This window comes from Pseudomonas sp. 1 R 17 (assembly GCF_900067035.1).
Classification (GTDB): domain Bacteria; phylum Pseudomonadota; class Gammaproteobacteria; order Pseudomonadales; family Pseudomonadaceae; genus Aquipseudomonas; species Aquipseudomonas marginalis.
Window position 1 is genome coordinate 83,463 of the sequence record NZ_FKLB01000029.1, and the last position, 23,889, is coordinate 107,351.

Annotated in this window: 30 protein-coding genes; 16 read left to right on the top strand and 14 right to left on the bottom strand. The window is 59.9% G+C overall.

Features of this window, described 5'->3' with window-relative positions; all coding sequences use genetic code 11:
• Both BFP99_RS09010 and BFP99_RS09015 read left to right on the top strand, forming a co-directional pair.
• Positions 1-612 (top strand): superoxide dismutase, encoded by a 612-nt coding sequence (locus tag BFP99_RS09010; RefSeq protein ID WP_065924295.1) that lies wholly within the window; start codon positions 1-3, stop codon positions 610-612.
• Positions 613-645: 33 nt separating this feature from the next.
• Positions 646-1,539 carry a ZIP family metal transporter gene (locus BFP99_RS09015; RefSeq protein ID WP_065924294.1) on the top strand — a complete coding sequence of 298 codons (894 nt, stop codon included), beginning with the start codon at positions 646-648 and terminating at the stop codon, positions 1,537-1,539.
• A 23-nt stretch (positions 1,540-1,562) separates the two neighbouring features.
• Here BFP99_RS09015 and BFP99_RS09020 read toward each other — a convergent pair whose 3' ends face one another.
• The 10 genes from BFP99_RS09020 to BFP99_RS09065 form a co-directional block, all read right to left on the bottom strand.
• Positions 1,563-1,835 (bottom strand): HPr family phosphocarrier protein, encoded by a 273-nt coding sequence (locus BFP99_RS09020; RefSeq protein WP_027604815.1) that lies wholly within the window; start codon positions 1,833-1,835, stop codon positions 1,563-1,565.
• 16 nt (positions 1,836-1,851) lie between these two features.
• A complete protein-coding gene (gene rapZ, locus BFP99_RS09025) occupies positions 1,852-2,709 on the bottom strand; it encodes an RNase adapter RapZ (protein WP_027604814.1) in 858 nt (285 codons plus the stop codon).
• A 2-nt stretch (positions 2,710-2,711) separates the two neighbouring features.
• Positions 2,712-3,176, bottom strand: a complete 465-nt coding sequence (ptsN, locus tag BFP99_RS09030; RefSeq protein ID WP_065924293.1) for a PTS IIA-like nitrogen regulatory protein PtsN — start codon at positions 3,174-3,176, stop codon at positions 2,712-2,714.
• Positions 3,177-3,186: 10 nt separating this feature from the next.
• The gene (hpf, locus tag BFP99_RS09035) at positions 3,187-3,492 is read right to left on the bottom strand and encodes a ribosome hibernation-promoting factor, HPF/YfiA family (RefSeq protein WP_027604812.1); all 306 of its coding nucleotides are present in this window, start codon (positions 3,490-3,492) and stop codon (positions 3,187-3,189) included.
• Between the two features lie 75 nt (positions 3,493-3,567).
• Positions 3,568-5,061 (bottom strand): RNA polymerase factor sigma-54, encoded by a 1,494-nt coding sequence (locus BFP99_RS09040; RefSeq protein ID WP_065924292.1) that lies wholly within the window; start codon positions 5,059-5,061, stop codon positions 3,568-3,570.
• A 197-nt stretch (positions 5,062-5,258) separates the two neighbouring features.
• The gene (gene lptB, locus BFP99_RS09045) at positions 5,259-5,984 is read right to left on the bottom strand and encodes an LPS export ABC transporter ATP-binding protein (protein WP_027604810.1); all 726 of its coding nucleotides are present in this window, start codon (positions 5,982-5,984) and stop codon (positions 5,259-5,261) included.
• Complete coding sequence (gene lptA, locus BFP99_RS09050; RefSeq protein ID WP_027604809.1) at positions 5,984-6,517, bottom strand: lipopolysaccharide transport periplasmic protein LptA; 534 nt, start codon at positions 6,515-6,517, stop codon at positions 5,984-5,986. Before lptA ends, lptB begins: the two co-directional genes overlap by 1 nt.
• Positions 6,504-7,076 (bottom strand): LPS export ABC transporter periplasmic protein LptC, encoded by a 573-nt coding sequence (gene lptC / locus BFP99_RS09055; protein ID WP_065924291.1) that lies wholly within the window; start codon positions 7,074-7,076, stop codon positions 6,504-6,506. Before lptC ends, lptA begins: the two co-directional genes overlap by 14 nt.
• A gap of 8 nt (positions 7,077-7,084) precedes the next feature.
• Positions 7,085-7,609, bottom strand: coding sequence for a KdsC family phosphatase (locus BFP99_RS09060; protein WP_027604807.1), 525 nt, complete (start codon positions 7,607-7,609; stop codon positions 7,085-7,087).
• Entirely contained in the window at positions 7,610-8,584 is a 975-nt protein-coding gene (locus BFP99_RS09065; protein WP_027604806.1) for a KpsF/GutQ family sugar-phosphate isomerase, read from the bottom strand.
• A gap of 311 nt (positions 8,585-8,895) precedes the next feature.
• Here BFP99_RS09065 and BFP99_RS09070 point away from each other — a divergent pair, with 311 nt between their 5' ends.
• From BFP99_RS09070 to hisC, 10 genes are all read left to right on the top strand, one after another.
• The gene (locus BFP99_RS09070; protein WP_003171811.1) at positions 8,896-9,705 is read left to right on the top strand and encodes an ATP-binding cassette domain-containing protein; all 810 of its coding nucleotides are present in this window, start codon (positions 8,896-8,898) and stop codon (positions 9,703-9,705) included.
• Positions 9,705-10,502, top strand: a complete 798-nt coding sequence (gene mlaE / locus BFP99_RS09075; RefSeq protein WP_010213107.1) for a lipid asymmetry maintenance ABC transporter permease subunit MlaE — start codon at positions 9,705-9,707, stop codon at positions 10,500-10,502. The genes BFP99_RS09070 and mlaE overlap by 1 nt, the downstream gene beginning before the upstream one ends.
• A complete protein-coding gene (mlaD, locus tag BFP99_RS09080) occupies positions 10,502-10,969 on the top strand; it encodes an outer membrane lipid asymmetry maintenance protein MlaD (RefSeq protein ID WP_003171814.1) in 468 nt (155 codons plus the stop codon). The genes mlaE and mlaD overlap by 1 nt, the downstream gene beginning before the upstream one ends.
• A gap of 11 nt (positions 10,970-10,980) precedes the next feature.
• The gene (locus BFP99_RS09085; RefSeq protein ID WP_065924288.1) at positions 10,981-11,628 is read left to right on the top strand and encodes an MlaC/ttg2D family ABC transporter substrate-binding protein; all 648 of its coding nucleotides are present in this window, start codon (positions 10,981-10,983) and stop codon (positions 11,626-11,628) included.
• Positions 11,625-11,930, top strand: coding sequence for an STAS domain-containing protein (locus tag BFP99_RS09090; RefSeq protein ID WP_065924287.1), 306 nt, complete (start codon positions 11,625-11,627; stop codon positions 11,928-11,930). Before BFP99_RS09085 ends, BFP99_RS09090 begins: the two co-directional genes overlap by 4 nt.
• A 114-nt stretch (positions 11,931-12,044) precedes the next feature.
• A complete protein-coding gene (locus BFP99_RS09095; RefSeq protein ID WP_027604803.1) occupies positions 12,045-12,284 on the top strand; it encodes a BolA family protein in 240 nt (79 codons plus the stop codon).
• Positions 12,285-12,307: 23 nt separating this feature from the next.
• Positions 12,308-13,573 (top strand): UDP-N-acetylglucosamine 1-carboxyvinyltransferase, encoded by a 1,266-nt coding sequence (murA, locus tag BFP99_RS09100; protein WP_034102217.1) that lies wholly within the window; start codon positions 12,308-12,310, stop codon positions 13,571-13,573.
• Between the two features lie 212 nt (positions 13,574-13,785).
• Positions 13,786-14,421, top strand: coding sequence for an ATP phosphoribosyltransferase (gene hisG, locus BFP99_RS09105; protein WP_027604802.1), 636 nt, complete (start codon positions 13,786-13,788; stop codon positions 14,419-14,421).
• A 128-nt stretch (positions 14,422-14,549) separates the two neighbouring features.
• Positions 14,550-15,869, top strand: coding sequence for a histidinol dehydrogenase (gene hisD / locus BFP99_RS09110; protein ID WP_065924286.1), 1,320 nt, complete (start codon positions 14,550-14,552; stop codon positions 15,867-15,869).
• A 3-nt stretch (positions 15,870-15,872) separates the two neighbouring features.
• The gene (gene hisC, locus BFP99_RS09115) at positions 15,873-16,925 is read left to right on the top strand and encodes a histidinol-phosphate transaminase (RefSeq protein ID WP_065924285.1); all 1,053 of its coding nucleotides are present in this window, start codon (positions 15,873-15,875) and stop codon (positions 16,923-16,925) included.
• Positions 16,926-17,159: 234 nt separating this feature from the next.
• Here hisC and BFP99_RS09120 read toward each other — a convergent pair whose 3' ends face one another.
• A complete protein-coding gene (locus BFP99_RS09120) occupies positions 17,160-18,434 on the bottom strand; it encodes a uracil-xanthine permease family protein (protein WP_027604799.1) in 1,275 nt (424 codons plus the stop codon).
• A gap of 2 nt (positions 18,435-18,436) precedes the next feature.
• Entirely contained in the window at positions 18,437-19,075 is a 639-nt protein-coding gene (upp, locus tag BFP99_RS09125; protein WP_027604798.1) for a uracil phosphoribosyltransferase, read from the bottom strand.
• Between the two features lie 163 nt (positions 19,076-19,238).
• On the opposite strand from upp, the gene BFP99_RS09130 reads away from it, so the two are divergent.
• From BFP99_RS09130 to BFP99_RS09145, 4 genes are all read left to right on the top strand, one after another.
• A complete protein-coding gene (locus BFP99_RS09130; RefSeq protein WP_027604797.1) occupies positions 19,239-19,796 on the top strand; it encodes a hypoxanthine-guanine phosphoribosyltransferase in 558 nt (185 codons plus the stop codon).
• A 3-nt stretch (positions 19,797-19,799) separates the two neighbouring features.
• Positions 19,800-20,267 carry a WbuC family cupin fold metalloprotein gene (locus BFP99_RS09135; protein WP_065924284.1) on the top strand — a complete coding sequence of 156 codons (468 nt, stop codon included), beginning with the start codon at positions 19,800-19,802 and terminating at the stop codon, positions 20,265-20,267.
• A 35-nt stretch (positions 20,268-20,302) separates the two neighbouring features.
• Entirely contained in the window at positions 20,303-20,788 is a 486-nt protein-coding gene (locus BFP99_RS09140; RefSeq protein ID WP_065924283.1) for a hypothetical protein, read from the top strand.
• A gap of 129 nt (positions 20,789-20,917) precedes the next feature.
• The gene (locus tag BFP99_RS09145; RefSeq protein ID WP_027604794.1) at positions 20,918-21,205 is read left to right on the top strand and encodes a PA4642 family protein; all 288 of its coding nucleotides are present in this window, start codon (positions 20,918-20,920) and stop codon (positions 21,203-21,205) included.
• A 130-nt stretch (positions 21,206-21,335) separates the two neighbouring features.
• On the opposite strand, the gene mqo is transcribed toward BFP99_RS09145, so the two are convergent.
• Together mqo and BFP99_RS09155 are read right to left on the bottom strand one after the other, a co-directional pair.
• Complete coding sequence (gene mqo, locus BFP99_RS09150; protein WP_065947117.1) at positions 21,336-22,862, bottom strand: malate dehydrogenase (quinone); 1,527 nt, start codon at positions 22,860-22,862, stop codon at positions 21,336-21,338.
• A 728-nt stretch (positions 22,863-23,590) separates the two neighbouring features.
• Positions 23,591-23,824, bottom strand: coding sequence for a hypothetical protein (locus BFP99_RS09155; RefSeq protein ID WP_065924281.1), 234 nt, complete (start codon positions 23,822-23,824; stop codon positions 23,591-23,593).
• Positions 23,825-23,889 lie beyond the last annotated feature (65 nt).

Below are 23,889 nucleotides of genomic sequence, written 5' to 3' on the forward strand. Positions count from 1 at the left end.
ATGACCTACACCTTGCCTGCCTTGCCCTATGCCTACGATGCCCTGGAACCGCATATCGATGCGCAAACCATGGAGATTCACTACACCAAGCACCACCAGACCTACATCAATAACCTCAATGCGGCGGTCGAGGGCACCGAGTTTGCGGGCTGGCCTGTAGAGAAACTGGTGTCCAGCGTGCAGCAACTGCCGGAAAAACTGCGTGCGGCCGTCATCAACCAAGGCGGTGGCCACGCCAACCATTCACTGTTCTGGGCGGTGATGTCGCCTAAAGGTGGCGGCAAGCCCGACGGCGCGTTGGGAAAAGCCGTAGAAGAGCAACTCGGCGGTTTCGACAGTTTCAAGGAAGCCTTCACCAAAGCCGCCTTGACCCGTTTCGGCAGCGGTTGGGCGTGGTTGAGTGTCACTCCGCACAAGACGCTGATAGTGGAAAGCAGCGGCAACCAGGACAGCCCGTTGATGAATGGCAACACGCCAATCCTCGGCCTGGACGTCTGGGAGCATGCTTATTACCTGCGCTACCAGAACCGTCGCCCTGAATACATCAATGCGTTCTACAGCGTCATCAACTGGCCGGAAGTTGCCGCACGCTATCAGGCCGCGTTGGCCTGACATTCACCTCGATAACAAGATCTAAGGCCGACTATGGGCACTGAAACACTGGCGATCAGCAGCGTGCGAATGTTTCGTTATGCGTTTGGCTCGCTGCTGCTATTGGCAGGTACTGCATTGCTGGTGGCCCACGGGCTGGCCTGGCTGGATCTGGAGCCGCGCATCATGCGCGCCTTGCAGGGCGGGGCGATTTGCGCGCTTGGCACGGCGCTGGGGGCGGTTCCGGTCTTGGTGATTCGGCGGATGCCGGTGGCGTTGAGCGATACCTTGTTGGGCTTCGGTGCCGGTGTGATGCTGGCGGCGACCGCGTTTTCGCTGGTCGTGCCGGGAATTGCTGCGGCCGAAGCCCTTGGTCTTTCGCCCTGGGGTGCAGGTGGGCTGATCAGCTTCGGCATCATGCTGGGGGCATTCGGTTTGTATCTGGTGGACCGCAAGGTCTCCGGCGCCAGTCCGGAAATGTTGGTGGGCACACCGGATAAACCGGTGATTCCACCGCGTATCTGGCTGTTCGTGTTTGCCATCATCGCCCACAACATCCCCGAAGGCATGGCGGTTGGCGTCTCAGCCGGCGGCGGCATGCCGGATGCCGATAGCTTGGCCATGGGCATTGCTTTGCAGGATGTGCCCGAAGGTCTGGTCATCGCGCTGGTATTGGCTGGGGCAGGGATGTCGCGGATCAGGGCGTTCCTGATCGGCGCCGCGTCAGGCTTGGTGGAGCCGGTGTTCGCCGTGCTTTGCGCCTGGCTGGTGACCCTGGCCGAGGTGCTGTTACCGTTGGGCCTGGCACTGGCCGCTGGCGCGATGCTGTTGGTGGTCACCCACGAAGTGATCCCGGAGTCGCGCCGCAACGGTCACGAAAAACTCGCGAGCCTGGGGTTGTGCATGGGGTTCTGCTTGATGATGGTGATGGATACCGCCTTGGGGTGAGGCCTCAGCGGGGATAGGGGTTACTACTCACCCTCATCAAAGAAGTTGTTGATCAGCGCTACCAGGGCGTCCATTGCTTCCTGCTCTTGCTCGCCCTCGGTGCTCAAATGAATCTTGGTGCCCTTGCCGGCCGCCAACATCATCATCGCCATGATGCTTTTGCCATCGACCATGCTCTCCGGTGTACGCCCGGCGCGGATCTGGCAAGGGAACTGCCCGGCAATACCGACGAATTTGGCCGAGGCGCGGGCATGCAGGCCCAGCTTGTTGATGATTTCAATTTCCAGAGCGGGCATCGCGGGGGTGTTCCTTTCAGCTAAGGTCGCGGTGGCGAACCTGGACGTTCTTGAGGGTTTGTTGCAGCACCTGGCCCAGGCGCTCGGTCAGGTAGACAGAGCGGTGGTGACCGCCGGTGCAGCCGATGGCAATGGTGACATAGGCTCGGTTGCTCGCAGCAAAGCGCGGCAACCATTTGAGCAGGTAGCTGGAAATGTCCTGGAACATCTCCTCCACATCCGGTTGCGCGGCCAGGTAATCGGCCACAGGCTGATCCAGCCCCGACTGGTCGCGCAGTTCCGGCTTCCAATAAGGATTGGGCAGGCAGCGCACGTCGAACACCAGGTCGGCATCCACCGGCATGCCACGCTTGAAACCAAAGGACTCGACCAGAAATGCAGTGCCAGGCTCCGGCTGGTTCAGCAGGCGTAGCTTGATGGCATCGCGCAACTGGTACAGGTTGAGGCTGGTGGTGTTGATCTTGAGGTCAGCGAGGTCAATGATCGGCCCGAGCAGCTTGGTTTCATCCTCGATGGCTTCGGCCAGGGAGCGGTGTGGGCTGCTGAGGGGGTGACGTCTACGGGTCTCTGAGAAGCGCTTGAGCAGGGTTTCTTCGTCGGCGTCCAGATATAGCACATCGCAATGAATGTGTTTGGCACGCACCTCTTCGAGCAATTCCGGAAAACGCGTGAGGTGGCTCGGCAGGTTGCGGGCGTCAATCGAAACGGCGACCAGAGGTTGTGCCAATTCGGTATGGATCAGTGCCCGCTCCGCCAATTCCGGGAGCAGGCCGGCGGGCAGGTTGTCGATGCAATAGAAGCCGTTGTCCTCAAGGACGTTGAGGGCGGTACTTTTACCCGAGCCGGAGCGGCCGCTGACGATGATCAAACGCATGATTACTGCCCGTTTTGCTCATCTAGGACAACTTGATACAGCGCCTCGTTGCTACTGGCACTGCGCAGTTTGTCGCGTACTTCCTTGCGGTCGAGCATGCTTGCGATCTGCCGAAGCAGTTCCAGGTGTGCATCGGTGGCGGCCTGTGGGACCAGCAGAACAAACAGCAGGTCTACCGGGGCGCCGTCGATCGCGTCGAAATCGATAGGTGCGTCCAGGTGCAGCAGGGCGCTGACAGGTGACTCGCAGCCTTTGAGGCGGCAGTGGGGAATGGCGATGCCGTTGCCAAAACCGGTGGAGCCGAGTTTTTCACGGGCAATCAGAGCCTCAAAGACATCTTGCATCTCCAGTTCAGGCACTTGGCTGCTGATCAGGTTGGCAATTTGTTCGAGGGCTTTCTTCTTGCTGCCGCCCGGCACGTTCACGAGGGAACGGCCGGGGGTCAGGATGGTTTCAAGTCGGATCATGGGGGGAGAGTTAACGACCTGTGCCCTGAAGCAGGCTCAGATTCTTTTCCTTATGCTTTTTGAGTTGGCGGTCAAGCTTGTCTGTGAGCAAGTCGATTGATGCATACATGTCTTCATGTTCGGCATTGGCGACCACTTCTCCACCGGGTATCTGAAGAGTCGCTTCGATTTTCTGCTGAAGCTTGTCGACCTTCATGATGACCTGCACGTTGGTGATCTTGTCGAAATGACCCTCAAGCTTCCTCAGCTTCTGCTCGACGTAGTCGCGTAGTGGAGGGGTGACTTCTACATGGTGTCCACTGATGTTGACTTGCATACAGCTTCTCCTTCGTTGCCAGTGCATAAAGCGGCGGGTAGGAATACCCACCACTGGAACGCTGTGGCCCGCCCGTCACATCAAACGCTTACGCTCGCTGGAAGGCGCGATCCCAAGGGACTCGCGGTACTTGGCGACGGTTCGACGGGCGACCTGAATGCCTTGTGCCTCCAGTAAACCAGCGATCTTGCTGTCACTCAACGGCTTTTTCTGATTTTCCGCAGCAACCAGTTTTTTGATGATTGCGCGGATCGCCGTGGACGAGCATTCGCCGCCTTCGGATGTGCTGACATGACTGGAGAAAAAGTATTTCAGCTCATATATGCCCCGTGGGGTATGCATGAATTTTTGTGTGGTCACCCGGGAAATCGTCGATTCGTGCATGCCCACCGCTTCTGCGATGTCGTGCAGGACCAGCGGTTTCATCGCCTCGTCACCATATTCCAGGAAGCCGCGCTGATGCTCGACGATCTGGGTGGCCACTTTCATCAGGGTTTCGTTGCGGCTCTGCAGGCTCTTGATGAACCAGCGCGCTTCCTGCAACTGGTTGCGCATGAAGGTGTTGTCGGCGCTGGTGTCGGCACGGCGCACAAAACCGGCATATTGCGGGTTGACCCGCAGGCGCGGCACCGACTCCTGGTTCAGTTCCACCAACCAGCGCTCGTTGTCCTTGCGCACGATCACGTCGGGAACGACGTATTCGGCTTCGCTGGACTCGATCTGCGAGCCTGGACGCGGGTTGAGGCTTTGCACCAGCTCGATGACCTGGCGCAGGTCGTCTTCCTTGAGCTTCATGCGCCGCATCAACTGGCTATAGTCGCGGCTGCCCAGCAGGTCGATATAGTCGGTGACCAGGCGCTGGGCCTCGGCGAGCCATGGGGTCTTGGCGGGCAGCTGGCGCAGTTGCAGCAGCAGGCATTCGCTCAGGGTGCGGGCACCGATGCCGGCGGGCTCGAACTGTTGGATGCGGTGCAGGACCGCTTCGATTTCGTCCAGCTCGATGTCCAGTTCCGGGTCGAAGGCCTCGAGAATCTCTTCGAGCGTCTCGTCCAGGTAACCCTGGTTATTGATGCAGTCGATCAGGGTCACGGCGATCAGGCGATCGGTGTCCGACATCGGCGCGAGGTTCAGTTGCCACAGCAGATGGCTCTGCAGGCTCTCGCCGGCGGAAGTGCGGGTGGTGAAGTCCCACTCGTCATCGTCATTACTGGGCAAGCTGCTGGCGCTGGTCTGGTAGACGTCCTCCCAGGCGGTGTCCACCGGGAGTTCGTTGGGAATGCGTTCGTTCCAATCGCCTTCCTCAAGGTTATCCACCGTGGGGGCGGTTTCCTGGTAGGAGGGTTCCTGTACGTCGGAATTGGGTTTTTGCTCAATGTTGTCGGCCAATGGGTCTGCATTATCGAAGTCGTCGCCTTCTTCCTGGCGTTCGAGCATCGGATTGGACTCCAGGGCCTCCTGGATTTCCTGTTGCAGGTCCAGGGTCGACAATTGGAGCAGGCGGATGGCCTGTTGCAGCTGCGGTGTCATCGTCAGCTGCTGGCCCATTCTCAGGACTAGCGATGGTTTCATGGCAGGGGCTTAACACCTTATTCGCCGGCGCAATGCGCCATCCACGACAGGGCGCGTGAGCGCCAAACATAAGCAAATTATATGCCTGATATCGGGGGCTTTGCCTAGAGCGCGGTAACAATAAAAATCCGGAGGTTTTCATTGACTCCCGCGCGTCGGGCAAACGACCTGCCGCCGCCTTGTTTTTGCAGGCGGCCTTACAGGCGGAACTCGTGACCCAGGTACACTTCCTTGACCAGTTCGTTGGCCAGGATGGTGGCAGAGTCGCCCTCGGCGATCAGCTGGCCATCGTTGACGATATACGCGGTTTCGCAGATATCGAGGGTCTCACGCACGTTGTGGTCAGTGATCAGTACACCGATGCCCTTGGCCTTGAGGTGGTGGATGATCTGCTTGATGTCGCCGACCGAGATGGGGTCGACGCCGGCAAACGGTTCGTCCAGCAGGATGAACTTGGGGGCAGTGGCCAGGGCGCGGGCGATTTCCACGCGACGACGCTCACCACCGGACAGGCTCATGCCAAGGTTGTCGCGAATATGGTTGATGTGGAATTCCTGGAGCAGGCTTTCCAATTCTTTGCGGCGGCCTTCACGGTCGAGTTCCTTGCGGGTTTCAAGGATGGCCATGATGTTGTCGGATACCGACAGCTTGCGGAAGATCGACGCTTCCTGCGGAAGATAGCCGATACCTGCGCGGGCACGGCCATGCATTGGCTGGTGGCTGACATCCAGGTCGTCGATCAGTACGCGACCTTGGTCCGCCTGGACCAGGCCGACGATCATGTAGAAGCAGGTGGTCTTGCCGGCGCCGTTAGGGCCAAGCAAGCCGACGATCTGGCCGCTGTCGATCGACAGGCTGACGTCGCGCACGACCTGACGGCTTTTATAGGCCTTGGCCAGATGCTGGGCTTTCAGGGTTGCCATTACTCGGCCTTCTTCTTCGGCTGGATAACCATGTCGATACGTGGGCGTGGCGCGGTGACCTTGCTGCCATTGGCGCGACCGGCGTTGGCGATCTGCTTCACGGTGTCATAGGTGATCTTCTCGCCTTCCGTGGAGTTGCCATCGGGGCTGAGTACCTTGGCCTGGTCGATCAGCACGATGCGATTCTGCTGGGCGTGATACTGGATGGTCTTGCCGTAGCCCTTCATCGGGCCGGTGTCGGTAGCCGACTGCTTCTGTTCGAAGTAAGCCAGGTTGCCCACCGAAGTCACCACGTCGATATCGCCCGCCTGGGTGCGCGTCAGTGTCACCGTGTTGCCGGTGATCTTCATCGAGCCCTGGGTGATGATCACGCCGCCGGTATAGGTGGCGACGCCTTGCTTGTCATCCAGCTGCGCATCGTCAGCCGAGATGTGGATCGGTTGCTGGCTATCGTTCGGCAGAGCCCAGGCGCTCACGCTTCCCAGTGCTGCGCCCAGACCGAGCAAAATAGGGAGAGTTTTAACGAGCCTCATACTGTCCTCTTACGTTCGATAGCAGGTGTATCCTGCTTTCTTTCAAATACGCTTTCATTCCCTTGCCAGTCGATACACCGCCAGCGCCGTCGATTCTAACGTCTTGCTCGGTCTGCGCATATTGCTTCTGTGGGAATACGGTCATGCGACTGCTGGTAATCACGGTGTCACGGTTTTTGGCGTCAGTACGCGCAACGCGTACCGAGTCAATCAGTTCTACCTCGGTGCCGTCCGGGTTCACCTCGCCACGCTTGCTCGTGACATGCCATGGGAACTCGGTGCCGCGGTACAGGTTCAGGTCCGGGTTAGTCAGCAGGGTGACTTCGGTGGCCTTCAAATGCTCGACTTTGTCCGAGGTCATTTCGTACTGCACCTTGCCGTCAGGCAGGAACTGCACGCTGTAGGCATTGGTTGCGTAATAGTCGATAGCCCCTTCTTCAACCTGCGCTGCAGGCTGGTCGAGGAAGCGCCCCGGGCTGATATTCCAGTAGCCCACCGCGAGGAACAGTGCGGCGATGACTCCGAATAGCAGGAAGTTGCGAATCTTTTTACTCAGCATAAAACGCTCTATAGGTAGGCGGCGTGGGCCGCTTCAAGACTGCCCTGGGCTCGCAGGATCAGTTCACAGAACTCGCGGGCGGCACCTTCGCCGCCACGGGCGGTGGTGACGCCATGGGCGTGCTCGCGAACAAACGTCGCCGCATTGGCGACGGCCATGCCCAGGCCCACTCGGCGAATGACCGGCAAGTCGGGCAGATCATCGCCCAGATAGGCGACCTGCTCATAGCTTAGGTTGAGTTGGCCAAGAAGCTCGTCCAGAACCACCAGTTTATCCTCGCGGCCCTGATACAGGTGAGGAATACCGAGGTTTTGTGCGCGGCGTTCCACAACGGGGGTTTTTCTGCCGCTGATAATCGCCGTTTGCACGCCCGAAGCCATCAGCATCTTGATGCCCTGGCCGTCGAGGGTATTGAACGTCTTGAATTCGCTGCCATCTTCGAGAAAGTACAGGCGGCCATCGGTCAGCACGCCGTCAACGTCGAAAATCGCCAGTTTGATGTGTTTGCCGCGTTGCAACAGGTCGCTGGTCATTTACATCACTCCCGCACGCAGCAAGTCGTGCATGTTCAGGGCGCCAACCGGGTGGTCGTCGCTATCGACCACCACCAGCGCGCCGATCTTGTGGTCTTCCATGATCTTCAAAGCTTCGGCCGCCAGCATTTCAGGGCGTGCAGTCTTGCCATGGGGGGTCATCACGGCGTCGATGGTCGCGGTGCGGATATCGATGGTGCGGTCCAGGGTGCGGCGCAGGTCACCGTCAGTGAATACCCCGGCCAGGCGCCCGTCGGCTTCCAGGATCACGGTCATGCCCAGGCCCTTGCGGGTCATTTCCATCAGCGCATCCTTCAGCAGGGTGCCGCGCTGGACGTGGGGCAATTCCTCGCCCGAATGCATGACGTTTTCCACTTTCAGCAGCAGGCGGCGGCCCAAGGCACCACCCGGGTGGGAAAATGCGAAGTCTTCAGCGGTGAATCCACGGGCTTCCAGCAGCGCCACGGCCAGGGCGTCGCCCATGACCAGGGCGGCGGTGGTGGAGGAGGTCGGCGCCAGGTTCAGCGGGCAGGCCTCGTGGTCCACGTGAACATTCAGGTTCACGTCGGCGGCCTTGGCCAGGGTGGATTCCGGGTTGCCGGTGAGGCTGATCATCTTGATGCCCAGGCGCTTGATCAGCGGCAGCAGGGTCACGATTTCGTTGGTGGTGCCGGAGTTGGACAGCGCCAGGATGATGTCATCCTTGGTGATCATGCCCATGTCGCCGTGGCTGGCTTCGGCCGGATGCACGAAAAATGCGGTAGTCCCGGTGCTGGCCAGGGTGGCGGCGATCTTGTTGCCGACGTGGCCCGATTTGCCCATGCCAACCACGACAACACGGCCTTTGCTGGCCAGGATCATCTCGCAGGCGCGTACGAAATCTGCGTCGATATGGGCCAGCAAGCCTTCTACGGCTTCAACTTCGAGGCGGATGGTGCGTTGCGCGGATTGAATAAGGTCGCTGGATTGGCTCATGTCTGAAGTCGTATAGCCTGACGAAAAGTCGGCGATTATAGCGGTAATGATCAATTCCCTCACGCAAGTTCGTCAGGCTTTATTCAACGAATGCCTGAGATCGATCCTCAGTAACATAGCCAGCAACGTTTTTTCCCTGTCCTTAAACTGAACTAGCGCAGTTCCGGCCTTGGGCGCCCTGTACCAGCAGTGATATAGTTCGCCGCCAGTTCGGTCCGCCCAGCCCATGTGGCTATCTATATGCGTCACCGTTGCAAACGTTTGTCGCATGCATGGTGTCTGAGTGAGAGGCTGCATCCCAAGGAGTTTAGATGAGTGCCGATAACGCCTACGCGGTCGAGCTGAAGGGACTGACCTTCAAGCGCGGGACGCGCAGCATCTTCAATAACGTCGATATTCGCATTCCCCGCGGCAAGGTCACGGGCATCATGGGTCCGTCCGGTTGCGGCAAGACCACGCTGCTGCGTCTGATGGGCATGCAATTGCGCCCCAGCGCCGGTGAAGTATGGGTCAACGGCCAGAACCTGCCGACACTGTCGCGCAGCGATCTGTTCGATGCGCGCAAGCATATGGGGGTGCTGTTCCAGAGCGGTGCGCTGTTTACCGACCTCGATGTGTTCGAGAACGTGGCATTTCCGTTGCGGGTGCATACCCAGCTGTCCGATGAAATGATTCGTGACATTGTGTTGCTGAAATTGCAGGCCGTGGGCCTTCGCGGCGCCATCGACCTGATGCCCGACGAACTGTCCGGCGGCATGAAGCGCCGCGTGGCCCTGGCGCGCGCCATTGCCCTCGACCCGCAGATCCTCATGTACGACGAGCCCTTCGTCGGCCAGGATCCGATTGCCATGGGCGTGCTGGTACGCCTGATCCGTCTGCTCAACGATGCCCTGGGTATCACCAGCATCGTGGTCTCCCACGACCTTGCAGAAACCGCGAGCATTGCCGATTACCTTTATGTAGTCGGCGATGGCCAGGTGCTGGGGCAGGGTACGCCTGAAGAACTGATGAACGCCGACAACCCGCGTATTCGCCAATTCATGACCGGCGATCCCGATGGCCCCGTGCCTTTTCACTTTCCGGCAGCGGATTACCGCTCAGACCTTCTGGGGAAGCGCTGATGCGCAAGACATCTCTTATCGAGAAGGTTCGCCTTTTCGGTCGATCCGGTATCGACATCGTCGAAGTGCTGGGCCGCTCGACGATTTTCCTGTTCCACGCGTTGCTCGGCCGCGGTGGCATTGGTGGCGGCTTCGGCCTGTTGATCAAGCAGTTGCATTCGGTGGGCGTGATGTCCCTGGTGATCATTGTGGTCTCCGGGGTGTTCATCGGGATGGTGCTGGCGTTGCAGGGCTTCAATATCCTGTCCAGCTACGGTTCGGAGCAGGCAGTGGGGCAGATGGTTGCCCTGACGCTGCTGCGTGAGCTGGGGCCGGTCGTGACTGCGTTGCTGTTCGCCGGGCGTGCAGGTTCTGCGTTGACCGCCGAAATCGGCAACATGAAGTCCACCGAGCAGTTGTCCAGCCTGGAAATGATCGGCGTGGACCCGCTCAAGTACATTGTTGCCCCGCGCCTGTGGGCCGGCTTTATTTCCCTGCCGTTGCTGGCGATGATCTTCAGCGTGGTCGGTATCTGGGGCGGCTCGTGGGTGGCGGTGGACTGGCTGGGCGTCTATGACGGCTCCTACTGGGCCAACATGCAAAACAGCGTGACCTTCAGCGGTGACGTGCTCAACGGCATCATAAAGAGCATCGTCTTCGCCTTTGTAGTGACCTGGATCGCCGTATTCCAAGGCTATGACTGTGAGCCCACTTCAGAAGGGATCAGTCGCGCCACCACCAAGACCGTTGTGTACGCCTCGTTGGCAGTACTGGGCCTTGACTTCATTTTGACCGCCTTGATGTTTGGAGATTTCTGATGCAAAACCGCACTGTGGAAATCGGTGTCGGCCTTTTCTTGCTGGCTGGCATCCTGGCTTTACTGTTGCTGGCCCTGCGAGTCAGCGGCCTTTCGGCCAGCCCCACCGCCGATACTTATAAACTTTACGCGTACTTCGACAATATCGCCGGTTTGACTGTCAGAGCTAAAGTGACCATGGCCGGTGTGACCATCGGCAAGGTCACGGCAATCGATCTGGATCGCGACAGCTTCACCGGGCGAGTGACGATGCAACTGGACAAGAAGGTAGATAATCTGCCGACCGACTCCACTGCATCTATCCTCACTGCGGGTCTGCTGGGCGAGAAGTACATCGGTGTCAGCGTGGGCGGGGAAACAGCCCTGCTCAAGGATGGCTCGACCATCCACGACACGCAGTCGTCGCTGGTACTTGAAGACCTGATCGGTAAATTCCTGCTCAATACGGTCAATAAAGACGCCAAATGAGGAATCTGTACATGATCTCTACCTTGCGACGTGGCCTCCTGGTACTGCTGGCAGCGCTGCCGTTGATGGCCAACGCAGCGGGTTCTGCGCACGAACTGGTGCAGGACACTACCAACAGGATGTTGGCTGACCTGACTGCCAATAAAGAGCAGTACAAGCAAGACCCGAGCAAATTCTACGAAGCACTGAATACCATCGTCGGCCCGGTCGTCGATGCTGAAGGTATTTCGCGCAGCATCATGACGGTCAAATATTCGCGCAAGGCCACCCCTGCGCAAATGCAGACGTTCCAGGAAAACTTCAAGCGCGGCCTGTTCCAGTTCTATGGCAACGCTTTGCTTGAGTACAACAACCAGGGCATTACCGTCGCTCCCGCCGGGGATGAGTCGGGCGACCGCACCAGTGTCAACATGAGTGTCAAGGGCAACAATGGTGCCGTCTACCCTGTGCAGTACACGCTGGAGAAGATCAATGGCGAGTGGAAACTGCGCAATGTGATCATCAATGGCATCAACATCGGCAAGCTGTTCCGTGACCAGTTCGCCGACGCCATGCAGCGCAATGGCAACGACCTGGACAAAACCATCAATGGTTGGGCCGGTGAAGTCGCCAAGGCCAAGGAAGAGACCGATAAAGCCGCTGGGAAACCTGCCCAATGACCGAGTCGGCTGTTCGTCTCGGCGACGCGGGCGAGCTGTTCCTCAGCGGCGTGCTCGATTACCGCACCGGGCCTGACCTGCGCAAGCAGGGCCAGGCGCTGATCAAGACCAGCACGGCCCCTGCGTTGGTGCTGGATTGCTCGGCGGTAACCAAGTCCAGCAGTGTCGGCTTGTCGTTGCTGCTGTGTTTCATGCGCGATGCCGAAGCGGCCAAAAAGTCGGTCACCCTTCGTGCATTGCCCGAAGACATGCGTGAAATCGCCGAAGTTTCCGGTTTGACCGAGCTGTTGGCGCATCCTTAATACACATTATCGATAAAGCCCCCCGTCAGAGTCCTGCTATGCGGGGTTCGCAGGCGCGGGGCTTTTTTGTATGATGTGCGACCCGTGCGCACTGGGCGCCGATAGAGGTTGATCATGCAGGCCCTAGAAGTTAAGAGCTTTCTCGAAGGAAAGCTGCCGGATACGAACGTAGAAGTTGAAGGCGAAGGCTGCAACTTCCAGCTGAACGTGATTAGCGATGAACTGGCGGCACTCAGCCCGGTCAAGCGTCAGCAGCAGATCTATGCCCATTTGAACCCGTGGATCACCGATGGCAGCATCCACGCGGTCACTATGAAATTTTTCAGCCGCGCGGCCTGGGCCGAGCGCACCTGAGCCCCCAAGGCGTCGAGATTCTTATGGATAAATTGATTATTACCGGCGGTGCCCGCCTTGATGGCGAGATTCGCATTTCCGGTGCGAAAAACTCTGCCTTGCCGATCCTGGCTGCGACCCTGCTGTGCGATGGCCCTGTGACCGTGGCCAACCTGCCGCACCTGCACGACATCACCACCATGATCGAGCTGTTTGGTCGCATGGGTATCGAGCCGGTAATCGACGAAAAGTTGGCCGTCGAAATCGACCCGCGCACCATCAAGACCCTGATCGCCCCGTACGAACTGGTAAAAACCATGCGTGCGTCGATCCTGGTACTGGGCCCGATGGTCGCTCGTTTCGGCGAAGCCGAAGTCGCATTGCCTGGCGGCTGCGCCATTGGCTCGCGTCCGGTGGACCTGCACATCCGTGGCCTCGAGGCCATGGGCGCGACCATCGACGTCGAAGGCGGCTACATCAAGGCCAAGGCTCCGGAGGGCGGCCTGCGTGGCGCCAACTTCTTCTTTGATACCGTCAGTGTGACCGGTACCGAGAACATCATGATGGCTGCCGCCCTGGCCAACGGCCGCAGTGTGCTGCAAAACGCTGCGCGCGAGCCTGAAGTGGTCGACCTGGCCAACTTCCTGATCGCCATGGGTGCCAACATCACCGGCGCCGGCACCGACACCATCACCATCGACGGTGTGAAACGCCTGCACCCGGCCACCTACAAAGTGATGCCGGACCGCATCGAGACCGGTACCTACCTGGTTGCTGCCGCCGTCACCGGTGGTCGCGTCAAGGTCAAGGACACCGATCCGACCATCCTGGAAGCGGTCCTGGAAAAACTGCGCGAAGCCGGTGCCGAAATCACCACCGGTGAAGACTGGATCGAGCTGAACATGCACGGCAAGCGGCCAAAAGCCGTTAACGTGCGTACCGCTCCGTACCCGGCGTTCCCGACCGACATGCAGGCGCAGTTCATCTCCTTGAACGCCATTGCCGAAGGCACGGGGGCCGTGATCGAGACCATCTTCGAAAACCGCTTCATGCACGTGTACGAACTGCACCGCATGGGCGCGAAGATCCAGGTCGAAGGCAACACTGCCATCGTGACCGGCACCGAGAAGCTCAAGGGCGCGCCAGTCATGGCCACCGACCTGCGCGCTTCGGCCAGCCTGGTGATCTCGGCGCTGATCGCCGAAGGCGATACCCTCATCGACCGCATCTACCACATCGACCGTGGTTACGAGTGCATCGAAGAAAAACTGCAGATGCTCGGCGCGAAAATCCGCCGCGTACCGGGCTAGTCCCTCTGCATTGTAGGAGCGAGCTTGCTCGCGAAGAACTCGTGGGCACCGCGTTGAGTCTGAATAAACGCGTTATCGTTGACGTTTTTCGCGAGCAAGCTCGCTCCTACAGACACTGGTTTGTTTCAAATCGAGGCTGTCATGGCCTCGATCTGTGTCTGGCGCCGTTTGCGACCGGACAGCAATAGCCTGATGAAGGACTGACGTTTCCCATGTTGACCATCGCACTGTCCAAGGGCCGCATCCTTGACGACACTTTGCCGCTTCTGGCTGAAGCGGGCATCGTGCCGACCGAGAATCCGGACAAGAGCCGCAAGCTGATCATCCCAACGACCCAGGACGACGTTCGCCTGCTGATCGTACGGGCTACCGACGTGCCGACCTATGTTGAACATGGCGCGGCCGACCTCGGTGTCGCCGGTAAAGACGTGTTGATGGAATACGGCGGCCAAGGCCTGTACGAGCCGCTGGACCTGCGCATTGCCCTGTGCAAGCTGATGACCGCCGGCCGTGTCGGTGATGTCGAGCCTAAGGGCCGCCTGCGCGTGGCCACCAAGTTCGTCAACGTCGCCAAGCGCTACTACGCCGAGCAAGGCCGCCAGGTCGACATCATCAAGCTCTACGGCTCGATGGAGCTGGCGCCGCTGATCGGCCTGGCCGACAAGATCATCGACGTGGTCGACACCGGTAACACCCTGCGTGCCAACGGTCTCGAGCCACAGGACTTTATCGCCGACATCAGCTCTCGGCTGATCGTCAACAAAGCGTCGATGAAGATGCAGCACGCCCGTATCCAGGCGTTGATCGACACCCTGCGCCAGGCAGTGGAGTCTCGACACCGCGGTTGACTCACCCGCGTAGCTGAAAAGCTGCGCCCGTCTATCCGCCTCATAGCCAGAATTCTCAGGTGCCCAAGCGGAAACGACTGCTAGTTTAGGGCGCCTGAGTTTTTGCCAATTCTATTGAGGCCCTCGCTATGACCACGTCCACTGCAATTGCCCGACTCAACGCTGCCGACCCGGATTTCGCCCATCATCTGGATCATCTGCTGAGCTGGGAAAGCGTGTCCGACGACTCGGTCAACCAGCGGGTCCTCGACATTATCAAGGCCGTGCGCGAGCGCGGTGATGCGGCGCTGGTGGATTTCACCCGGCAGTTCGACGGTCTGGACGTCAAGTCCATGTCCGACCTGATCCTGCCCCGCGAACGCCTGGAACTGGCCCTGACGCGCATCACCGCGCCCCAGCGCCAGGCCCTCGAAGTCGCCGCGACCCGAGTGCGCAGCTACCACGAAAAACAGAAGCAGGACTCCTGGAGCTATACCGAGGCTGACGGCACCGTACTGGGCCAGAAGGTCACGCCCCTGGACCGTGCCGGCTTGTACGTGCCGGGTGGTAAGGCCTCGTACCCCTCGTCGGTGTTGATGAACGCGATTCCCGCCAAGGTGGCCGGCGTCACCGAAGTGGTCATGGTGGTACCGACCCCGCGCGGTGAAATCAACGAACTGGTACTGGCTGCCGCCTGCATTGCCGGTGTCGACCGCGTGTTCACCATCGGCGGTGCCCAAGCGGTTGCCGCCCTGGCTTATGGCACCGAAAGCGTGCCGAAGGTCGACAAGGTGGTCGGCCCCGGCAACATCTACGTGGCCACTGCCAAGCGCCACGTGTTCGGCCAGGTCGGTATCGACATGATCGCTGGCCCTTCGGAAATCCTCGTGGTGTGCGACGGCCAGACCGACCCGGACTGGATCGCCATGGACCTGTTCTCCCAGGCCGAGCACGATGAGGACGCCCAGGCGATCCTGGTCAGCCCGGACGCCGAGTTCCTCGACAAGGTCGCCGCCAGCATCAATAAGCTGCTGCCGACCATGGACCGTGCCGAGATCATCGAGAAATCGATCAATGGCCGTGGCGCGCTGATCCTGGTGCGTGACATGGAGCAGGCTATCGAAGTGGCCAACCGTATCGCGCCGGAGCACCTGGAGCTGTCCGTGGCCGATCCACAGGCCTGGCTGCCGTCGATTCGCCATGCGGGTGCGATCTTCATGGGCCGCCACACCAGCGAAGCCCTGGGCGACTACTGCGCCGGCCCCAACCACGTCTTGCCAACCTCTGGCACCGCGCGCTTCTCGTCGCCGCTGGGGGTGTATGACTTCCAGAAGCGTTCGTCGATCATCTTCTGCTCGCCACAAGGCGCGTCCGAGTTGGGCAAGACCGCCTCGGTGCTGGCCCGTGGTGAATCCCTGAGCGCCCACGCCCGTAGCGCTGAGTATCGAATCCTGGAAGAGGGGAAATAACACATGAGCAAATTCTGGAGCCCCTTCGTCAAGGACCTCGTGCCTTACGTGCCCGGCGAGCAACCGAAGCTGACCAGGCTGGTCAAGCTCAACACCAATGAAAACCCCTACGGCCCGTCGCCCAAGGCGCTGGCTGCGATGCAGGCCGAGTTGAACGACAACCTGCGCCTGTACCCGGACCCCAACAGCGACCTGCTCAAGCAGGCCGTGGCCAAGTACTACGGGATAGACGCCGGCAAGGTGTTCCTCGGTAACGGCTCCGATGAAGTCCTGGCACACATCTTCCACGGCCTGTTCCAGCACGAGCTGCCGTTGCTGTTCCCGGATATCAGCTACAGCTTCTATCCGGTGTACTGCGGCCTCTACGGCATCAAGTCCGACCCGGTGCCGTTGGACGAGCAGTTCCAGATCCGCGTAGCGGACTACACCAGGCCCAACGGCGGGATCATCTTCCCCAACCCGAACGCGCCCACCGGCTGTGTGCTGGCGCTGGACGCCGTGGAGCAGATTCTCAAGGCCAGCCCGGATTCGGTGGTGGTGGTCGATGAAGCCTATATCGACTTTGGCGGCGAAACAGCCATCAGCCTGGTGGACCGCTACCCGAACCTGCTGGTGACCCAGACCCTGTCCAAATCGCGCTCACTGGCCGGTTTGCGCGTGGGCCTGGCCGTGGGCCACCCGGACCTCATCGAGGCGCTGGAGCGGGTCAAGAACAGCTTCAACTCCTATCCGCTGGATCGCCTGGCGATTGTCGGCGCGGCGGCGGCGTTCGAGGACCGGGAGTACTTCGAGAAGACGTGCCGGTTGGTCATCGACAGTCGCGACCAATTGGTCGCGCAACTGGAAGGCAAGGGCTTTGAAGTGCTGCCGTCAGCAGCCAACTTCATCTTTGCCCGCCACCCACGGCACGACGCAGCCGGCCTGGCGGCCAAGCTGCGTGAGCAAGGGGTGATCGTGCGGCACTTCAAACAGGAGCGGATTGCCCAGTTCCTGCGGATCAGCATCGGTACGCCGGAGCAGAACCAGGCGCTGATCGATGGGTTGGGTGAGCTCTAAGCCACACTGAAGATCAAAAAATGTGGGAGGGGGCTTGCCCTAATGCCAGTCAGTTAAGCGTACATCGCCTCCTGTAGGAGCGAGCTTGCTCGCGAAAAACGTCAACGATAACGCGTGCTTCCTGAATGAACGCGGCGCCTGTGAGTTTTTCGCGAGCAAGCTCGCTCCTACAAAAAGCCTTAACTGACTGGCATTAGGGCTTGCCCCCTCCCACATTAGGTTCTGCCATATGTGTTAGATCAGCGGCTCATCCGGCTTCTTGTTCTTCCAGCCATCATTGCCCGGCAGCAACAGGTTCAGGCCAATCGCTACCACCGCACACAGGGCAATGCCTTTCAGGCCGAAGTCATCCGGACCGGTCCCGGTTCCCACCAGCACCCCACCAATCCCGAACACCAGGGTCACCGACACAATCACCAGATTGCGCGCTTCACCCAGGTCGATCCTGTGGCGGATCAAGGTGTTCATCCCCACCGCGGCAATCGAGCCGAACAGCAGGCACAGGATCCCGCCCATCACCGGCACCGGGATGCTTTGCAGCAGTGCGCCGAATTTGCCGATGAACGCCAGGCTGATGGCAAACACTGCCGCCCAGGTCATGATCTTTGGGTTGTAGTTCTTGGTCAGCATCACCGCGCCCGTCACTTCGGCGTAGGTGGTGTTCGGCGGGCCGCCAAACAGGCCGGCGGCCGTGGTGGCGATCCCGTCACCGAGCAGGGTGCGGTGAAGGCCAGGCTTCTTCAGGTAGTCGCGACCGGTCACGCTGCCCACCGCAATCACGCCGCCGATGTGTTCGATCGCCGGGGCCAGGGCCACTGGGACGATAAACAGGATCGCCTGCCAGTTGAACTCCGGCGCGGTGAAGTGGGGCAGGGCGAACCACGGGGCGGCGGCGATCTTCGCCGTGTCGACCACGCCGAAGTAGAACGCCATGGCAAAGCCCACCAGCACGCCGGAGATGATCGGCACCAGGCGGAAGATACCCTTGCCGAACACCGCGACGATCAACGTGGTCAGCAGCGCCGGCATCGAGATCATCATCGCCGTCTGGTAATGAATCAACTCGGCGCCGTCGCCGGATTTACCCATCGCCATGTTCGCGGCAATCGGTGCCATGGCCAGGCCGATGGAAATGATCACCGGGCCGATCACCACGGGTGGCAGCAGGCGGTCGATGAAACCGGTGCCTTTGATCTTCACGGCCAGGCCGAGGAAGGTATAGACAAAACCGGCCGCCATCACCCCGCCCATGGTCGCTGCGAGGCCGAACTGGCCCTTGGCAAGAATGATCGGGGTAATGAAGGCAAAGCTCGACGCCAGGAAGACCGGCACCTGCCGCCCTGTCACCAGTTGGAACAACAGCGTGCCCAGGCCGGCGGTGAACAGGGCGACGTTTGGATCAAGACCTGTGATCAGTGGCATCAACACCAGCGCGCCAAATGCTACGAAGAGCATCTGTGCGCCAGACAGGATCTGGCGCCAAAGCGGGTCGTTGAATTCATCCTGCATGCTCACGCGTCCTTCTGCTTGGTGCCGAAGATCTTGTCACCGGCATCGCCCAGGCCTGGGATGATGTAACCGTGTTCGTTCAGGCGCTCATCGATGGAAGCGGTGTAGATCTGCACGTCCGGGTGGGCTTTCTCGACGGCGGCGATGCCTTCGGGCGCGGCCACCAGCACCATGGCGCGGATGTCCCGGCAACCGGCTTTTTTCAGCAGGTCGATGGTGGCAACCATGGAGCTGCCGGTAGCGAGCATCGGGTCGATGATCATGGCCAGGCGCTCGTTGATTTCCGGTACGAGTTTTTCCAGATAAGTGTGGGCCTGCAGGGTTTCTTCGTTGCGGGCGACGCCGACGGCGCTGACCTTGGCGCCCGGGATCAGGCTGAGCACGCCTTCGAGCATGCCGATACCGGCACGCAGGATCGGCACCACGGTAATTTTCTTACCGGCGATTTTCTCGACCTGGACAGTGCCTGCCCAACCTTCGATGTCGTAGGTTTCCAGGGGCAAATCTTTGGTGGCTTCGTAAGTGAGCAGCGCTCCAACTTCCTGAGCAAGCTCACGGAAATTCTTCGTGCTGATGTCGGCACGGCGCATAAGGCCGAGTTTGTGTCGGATCAGCGGGTGGCGGATCTCGCGAGTGGGCATGGGAAAGGCTCCGGCGGCGGGCAAAAAAACCGGCCTAGATTAATCTATCCGAGGGTGTTGTCCTATAGACATCTAGTACGTTAGTCCATTAAGGCTTGCTCGGAGCGCATGAGAAGCGTACCTTCGCCCGCTTTTCTTGCCACAGCACCCCTTGGAGAGCGCCATGTCCGCTGATCTCGAGCATATCCGTCAAATCATGCGCGAGGCTGACTGCCTGTACACCGAAGCGCAAGTCGAAGCAGCGATCGCTAAGGTTGGCGCACACATCACCCGCGAAATGGCCGACACCAACCCGGTGGTCTTCTGCGTGATGAACGGTGGCCTGATCTTCGCCGGCAAATTGCTGACTCACCTGCAGTTCCCGTTGGAAGCGTCTTACCTGCACGCCACCCGCTATCGCAACGAAACCAGCGGCGGTGACCTGTTCTGGAAAGCCAAGCCGGAAGTTTCGTTCATCGACCGCGATGTGCTGATCATCGACGACATCCTCGATGAGGGCCACACCCTGGGCGCGATCATCGACTTCTGCAAACACGCTGGCGCACGTAAGGTGCACACCGCCGTGCTGATCGACAAAGACCACGACCGCAAGGCCCGTCCCGAGTTGAAAGCCGATTTCGTCGGCCTGCCGTGCATCGATCGCTACATCTTCGGTTACGGCATGGATTACAAGGGCTACTGGCGCAACGCCAATGGAATCTACGCCGTCAAAGGTATGTAACCTATGACTCGCTTTCTTGATCAGACGCTGTTTGCCGAGTTGGCCGAGAAAGCGGGCGCCAGCCCCCGTGGCCGGCATCATCATAACTTTCATCAGATGGAAGAACCGTGCCATCGCCTGGCCGTGGGCCTGCAGCCCAGCACGTATGTGCCGCCACATCGGCACTTGAGCGCGGATAAGGCGGAAACCTTGCTGGTCCTCCAGGGTCGCTTGGGCTTGCTGGTGTTCAGCGACACCGGCGAGGTGCTCGCCAAGCGCGTGATGCAGGCCGGCGGCGAATGCTCGGGCGTCGACCTGCCGCCCGGCGTGTTCCATGGCCTGGTGGTGCTCGCCCCCGACACGGTGATGTTCGAGTGCAAGGCCGGGCCTTATCGGCCGGTGGGCGAAGGCGAACTGGCCGATTGGGCGCCCCGTGAAGGCGACGCCAATGTGGCCGAGTATCAACGCTGGATGCTTGCCCAGTTCGATTGAGCTACAGTGCTGGGCCACCTCTTGCGGAGCGGCCCATGAGCCTGTTGATACGCACCTGCGCCGCCCTGGCGTTGACCCTCAGTCTGCCGCTGGCTGCGGCGCCTGCGCCGATGCATGCGCAGTTCCTGCCGCCGGACGATCTGACCCTGCGCGCCGAAACCCCTGACCAGCAGCAACTGCTGCAAGTCACCGAGTATGCGGTGGTGGTGGGCAACCAGCGTCAATCCACGCAACAACCGATCCCGGTGACCTCGCCGCTGATGATCCGTCTCAAGGGCAAGTCCCTGAACAAAGGCGCGACTATCAGCCAGGTGGTGCTCAACTTCGATGCCGAAAGCAAAAGCTTGAAAAAGCCGGTCTACGATGACAAGAGCAAAACCTTGACCCTGTCCTACCCGGTGGCCCAGTACCGAGTGATTGTCGACCTGCTGCGCAATGACGCGGTGTATGTGCAGTTCCTCAGTTACGCCAACGGGCATGTCTGGGCGGATTTGCATACCGGTGCTGTTCGTAGCAAATAGCAAAAACACTGAAGAACCAATGTGGGAAGGGCTTGCCCCCGTCCACATTGGTTCTTCACCGCTTTCGAAGCCTGCGCCTCGCAGGTAGACTTCAAACCCCGTGTAAATGTCTGCTGGCTGGAGTCGGTAATGCGTAAAGATAAGAAACAGGTGATTGGTGACGAGATCGGCGACGACCAGATCAAGTTGTTCCTGGACTTCGAGCCGGTTGACGCGACTTCCCCGTCCCTGCACAAACTGATCAAGGCCTACCGTGGCCTGCGTATCGACGACTTCGAACGCTTCCTGGTTTTCTTCAAGGCGGCCGGTTTGGACCTGGATGGCAAGGATGAGCACGGCCAGACCTTTGTCGACCTGATCAAGGACCAGCGCAACGCCGCCGACTATATCGAGCTGATCGACAACGCCCGCGGCTGATTATTCCCGGCCACAAAAAACGCCCCGTTCTCATCGCGAGAACGGGGCGTTTTTGCTTTTTACTGTAGGAGCGAGCTTGCTCGCGAAAAAACAGAGAACGCCGCGTTAAACCAGATGCGCTGCGTTATCGTTAACGATCTTCGCGAGCAAGCTCGCTCCTACCGGTCTCGGCGGCAGATTCAACCAGTTCGAGGCTGATGTTGTTCTGCGCGTTGATCTTGCGATACAGCTCGGCATCAGTCTCCAGGACCTTCTCCCGTGCCGGGAAGATCTCGTGCAGCTTGGTCGCCCACTCACCGGCAGTTTTCTGCGGGAAGCACCGCTCGATCAGTTCCAGCATGATCGACACGGTCACCGAAGCGCCTGGGGACGCACCCAGCAGTGCTGCCAGTGAGCCATCTTTAGCCGCGACCAGCTCGGTGCCAAATTGCAGCACGCCGCCTTTCTTCGGGTCTTTCTTGATGATCTGCACCCGTTGGCCGGCCACTTCCAGGCGCCAGTCTTCGGCTTTCGCTTCGGGGTAGAAGCGACGCAGGGATTCCAGGCGCTGCTCCATGGACTGCATCACTTCGCTGACCAGGTACTTGGTCAGGTCCATGTTGTCGCGGGCCACGGCCAGCATCGGGCCAATGTTGCCGGCGCGAACCGACAGCGGCAGGTCGAGGAACGAGCCGTGCTTGAGGAACTTGGTGGTGAAGCCGGCGTAGGGCCCGAACAGCAGGGATTTCTTGCCGTCGACTACGCGGGTGTCCAGGTGCGGCACGGACATCGGCGGCGAGCCCACGGCGGCCTGGCTGTAGACCTTGGCCTGGTGGTGCTTGACCACTTCCGGGTTGTCGCAACGCAGCCACTGGCCGCTGACCGGGAAACCGCCAAACCCTTTGCTTTCTTCGATACCCGAGGCCTGCAGCAGCGGCAGGGCCGCGCCACCGGCGCCGAGGAACACGAACTTGGCGTCCACTTCGCGGCTGTTGCCGCTGTTGACGTCCTTGATGCTCACGGTCCAGCCTGCGCCGTTACGCTTGAGGCCGGTCACGCGCTTGCTGTACTTGACCTGAGCGTCCGGGGAGCTGGTCAGGTGAGTGAGCAACTGGTTGGTCAGGGCGCCGAAGTTGACGTCGGTGCCGTTCATCACACGGGTGGCCGCGATTTTTTCGTCGAGCGGGCGCCCCGGCATCATCAGCGGCATCCACTCGGCCATTTCGCTGCGGTCTTCGGTGTAGTGCATGTCCGAGAACGCATGGTGCTGGCTGAGGGTTTCAAAGCGCTTCCTGAGGAACTCCACGCCTTTTTCGCCCTGCACGAAGCTCAGGTGTGGCACCGGGCTGATAAAGGACTTGGACGAGCCAAAGGTGCCCTTCCTGGTCAGGTAGGCCCAGAACTGCTTCGACACCTCGAACTGGGTGTTGATGTGCACGGCTTTCTTTATGTCGATGGAGCCATCGGCGGCCTGGGGCGTGTAGTTCAGCTCACACAGCCCGGCGTGGCCGGTACCGGCGTTGTTCCACGGGTTGGAACTTTCCGCGGCACCCGAGTCCATCAGCTCAACGACTTCCAGCTTGAGGCCGGGGTCGAGCTCTTTGAGCAGTACGGCCAGGGTGGCACTCATGATGCCGGCCCCTACCAGTACTACGTCGACTGCTTCGTTATGCGCCATTTAACGCGTCTCCAAAATCTGCAGCACCAAATTGACGGCATGGCTGCCAGGAGTGACGGGGCGTTTCACGTGTTGCCCCAGGTTACCCATGGCCAGGATCGCCATGTCCGTTTCGCAATTCCTTGCACATTCAGCACACGCTTCCTGCCCGGCCTGATCTGCCTATGAACGCATTCATGGGCGCCTGTGGCAATTCGACTTATGGTCAAAGCGTGCGATTCGTGCAATCAATCCGTAGCGGACAGGCTCAAGCTCCGGTGTTTGCGGAGTACTCGAGCCTGTGTGGTTGGGCTGTTCCAGACGCTGATGGTGCTTGTACAAACGCCAAACTATTCATTTGCTCGCCACACTCTTGTGAAGTTGTGAAAACCCGTTTTTTTCACGCTCTTTTGAAGACGTGAACCTCAAAAAAGGGCTGCCCCGGCCTGGCACCTGGCCCGCAAACCTCTGCCGACACGCGGCAAAACGGGCAAACAACTCAAGTGGCCGAGCGCAATGGCAGCTCTGGCAGATTCGGTAAAGGCGGGTGGTTTGCAAAGGAAACAGCAAGCGCGCCAGCTTCACAGGATCTGTGTGGGCGGCTCTCTGTGGGCGATTCTTGGGGTTAATACCGAGGCATTAACGATGCTGCGAGGCCCGATCAGGAGACGTCCTTATAATCGGGGGGAGATTGTAGCGAAGAACGCCGGGGAAATGGGCGGGTTTTATGACTTTTATTAGGCGTTCGGTCAGGCGGCCAACGCCTGGTGACGTAGCGACCGCGCAGGGCGTGGGCTTACACGGGCGCGAGCCGGCAACGGATGATGCATCCAGCTCAGGCGAATTTCTTCGATTTCCACCCAGCCTTCGCCGACGGGAGGCTGGCAGCACGCTTTGAACGCCTGGCAACGGCCTTGCGCATCGAGCAGGGCGAACTGGCGAAGGGCGGGCTTGCGCGTAAACAGCGACCAGAGAAAATGCATGGCGATCAACCTCCTGAGATTGAGGCCAAGCATGCCAGCCCGGGATGACGAGCCCATGTAACGGC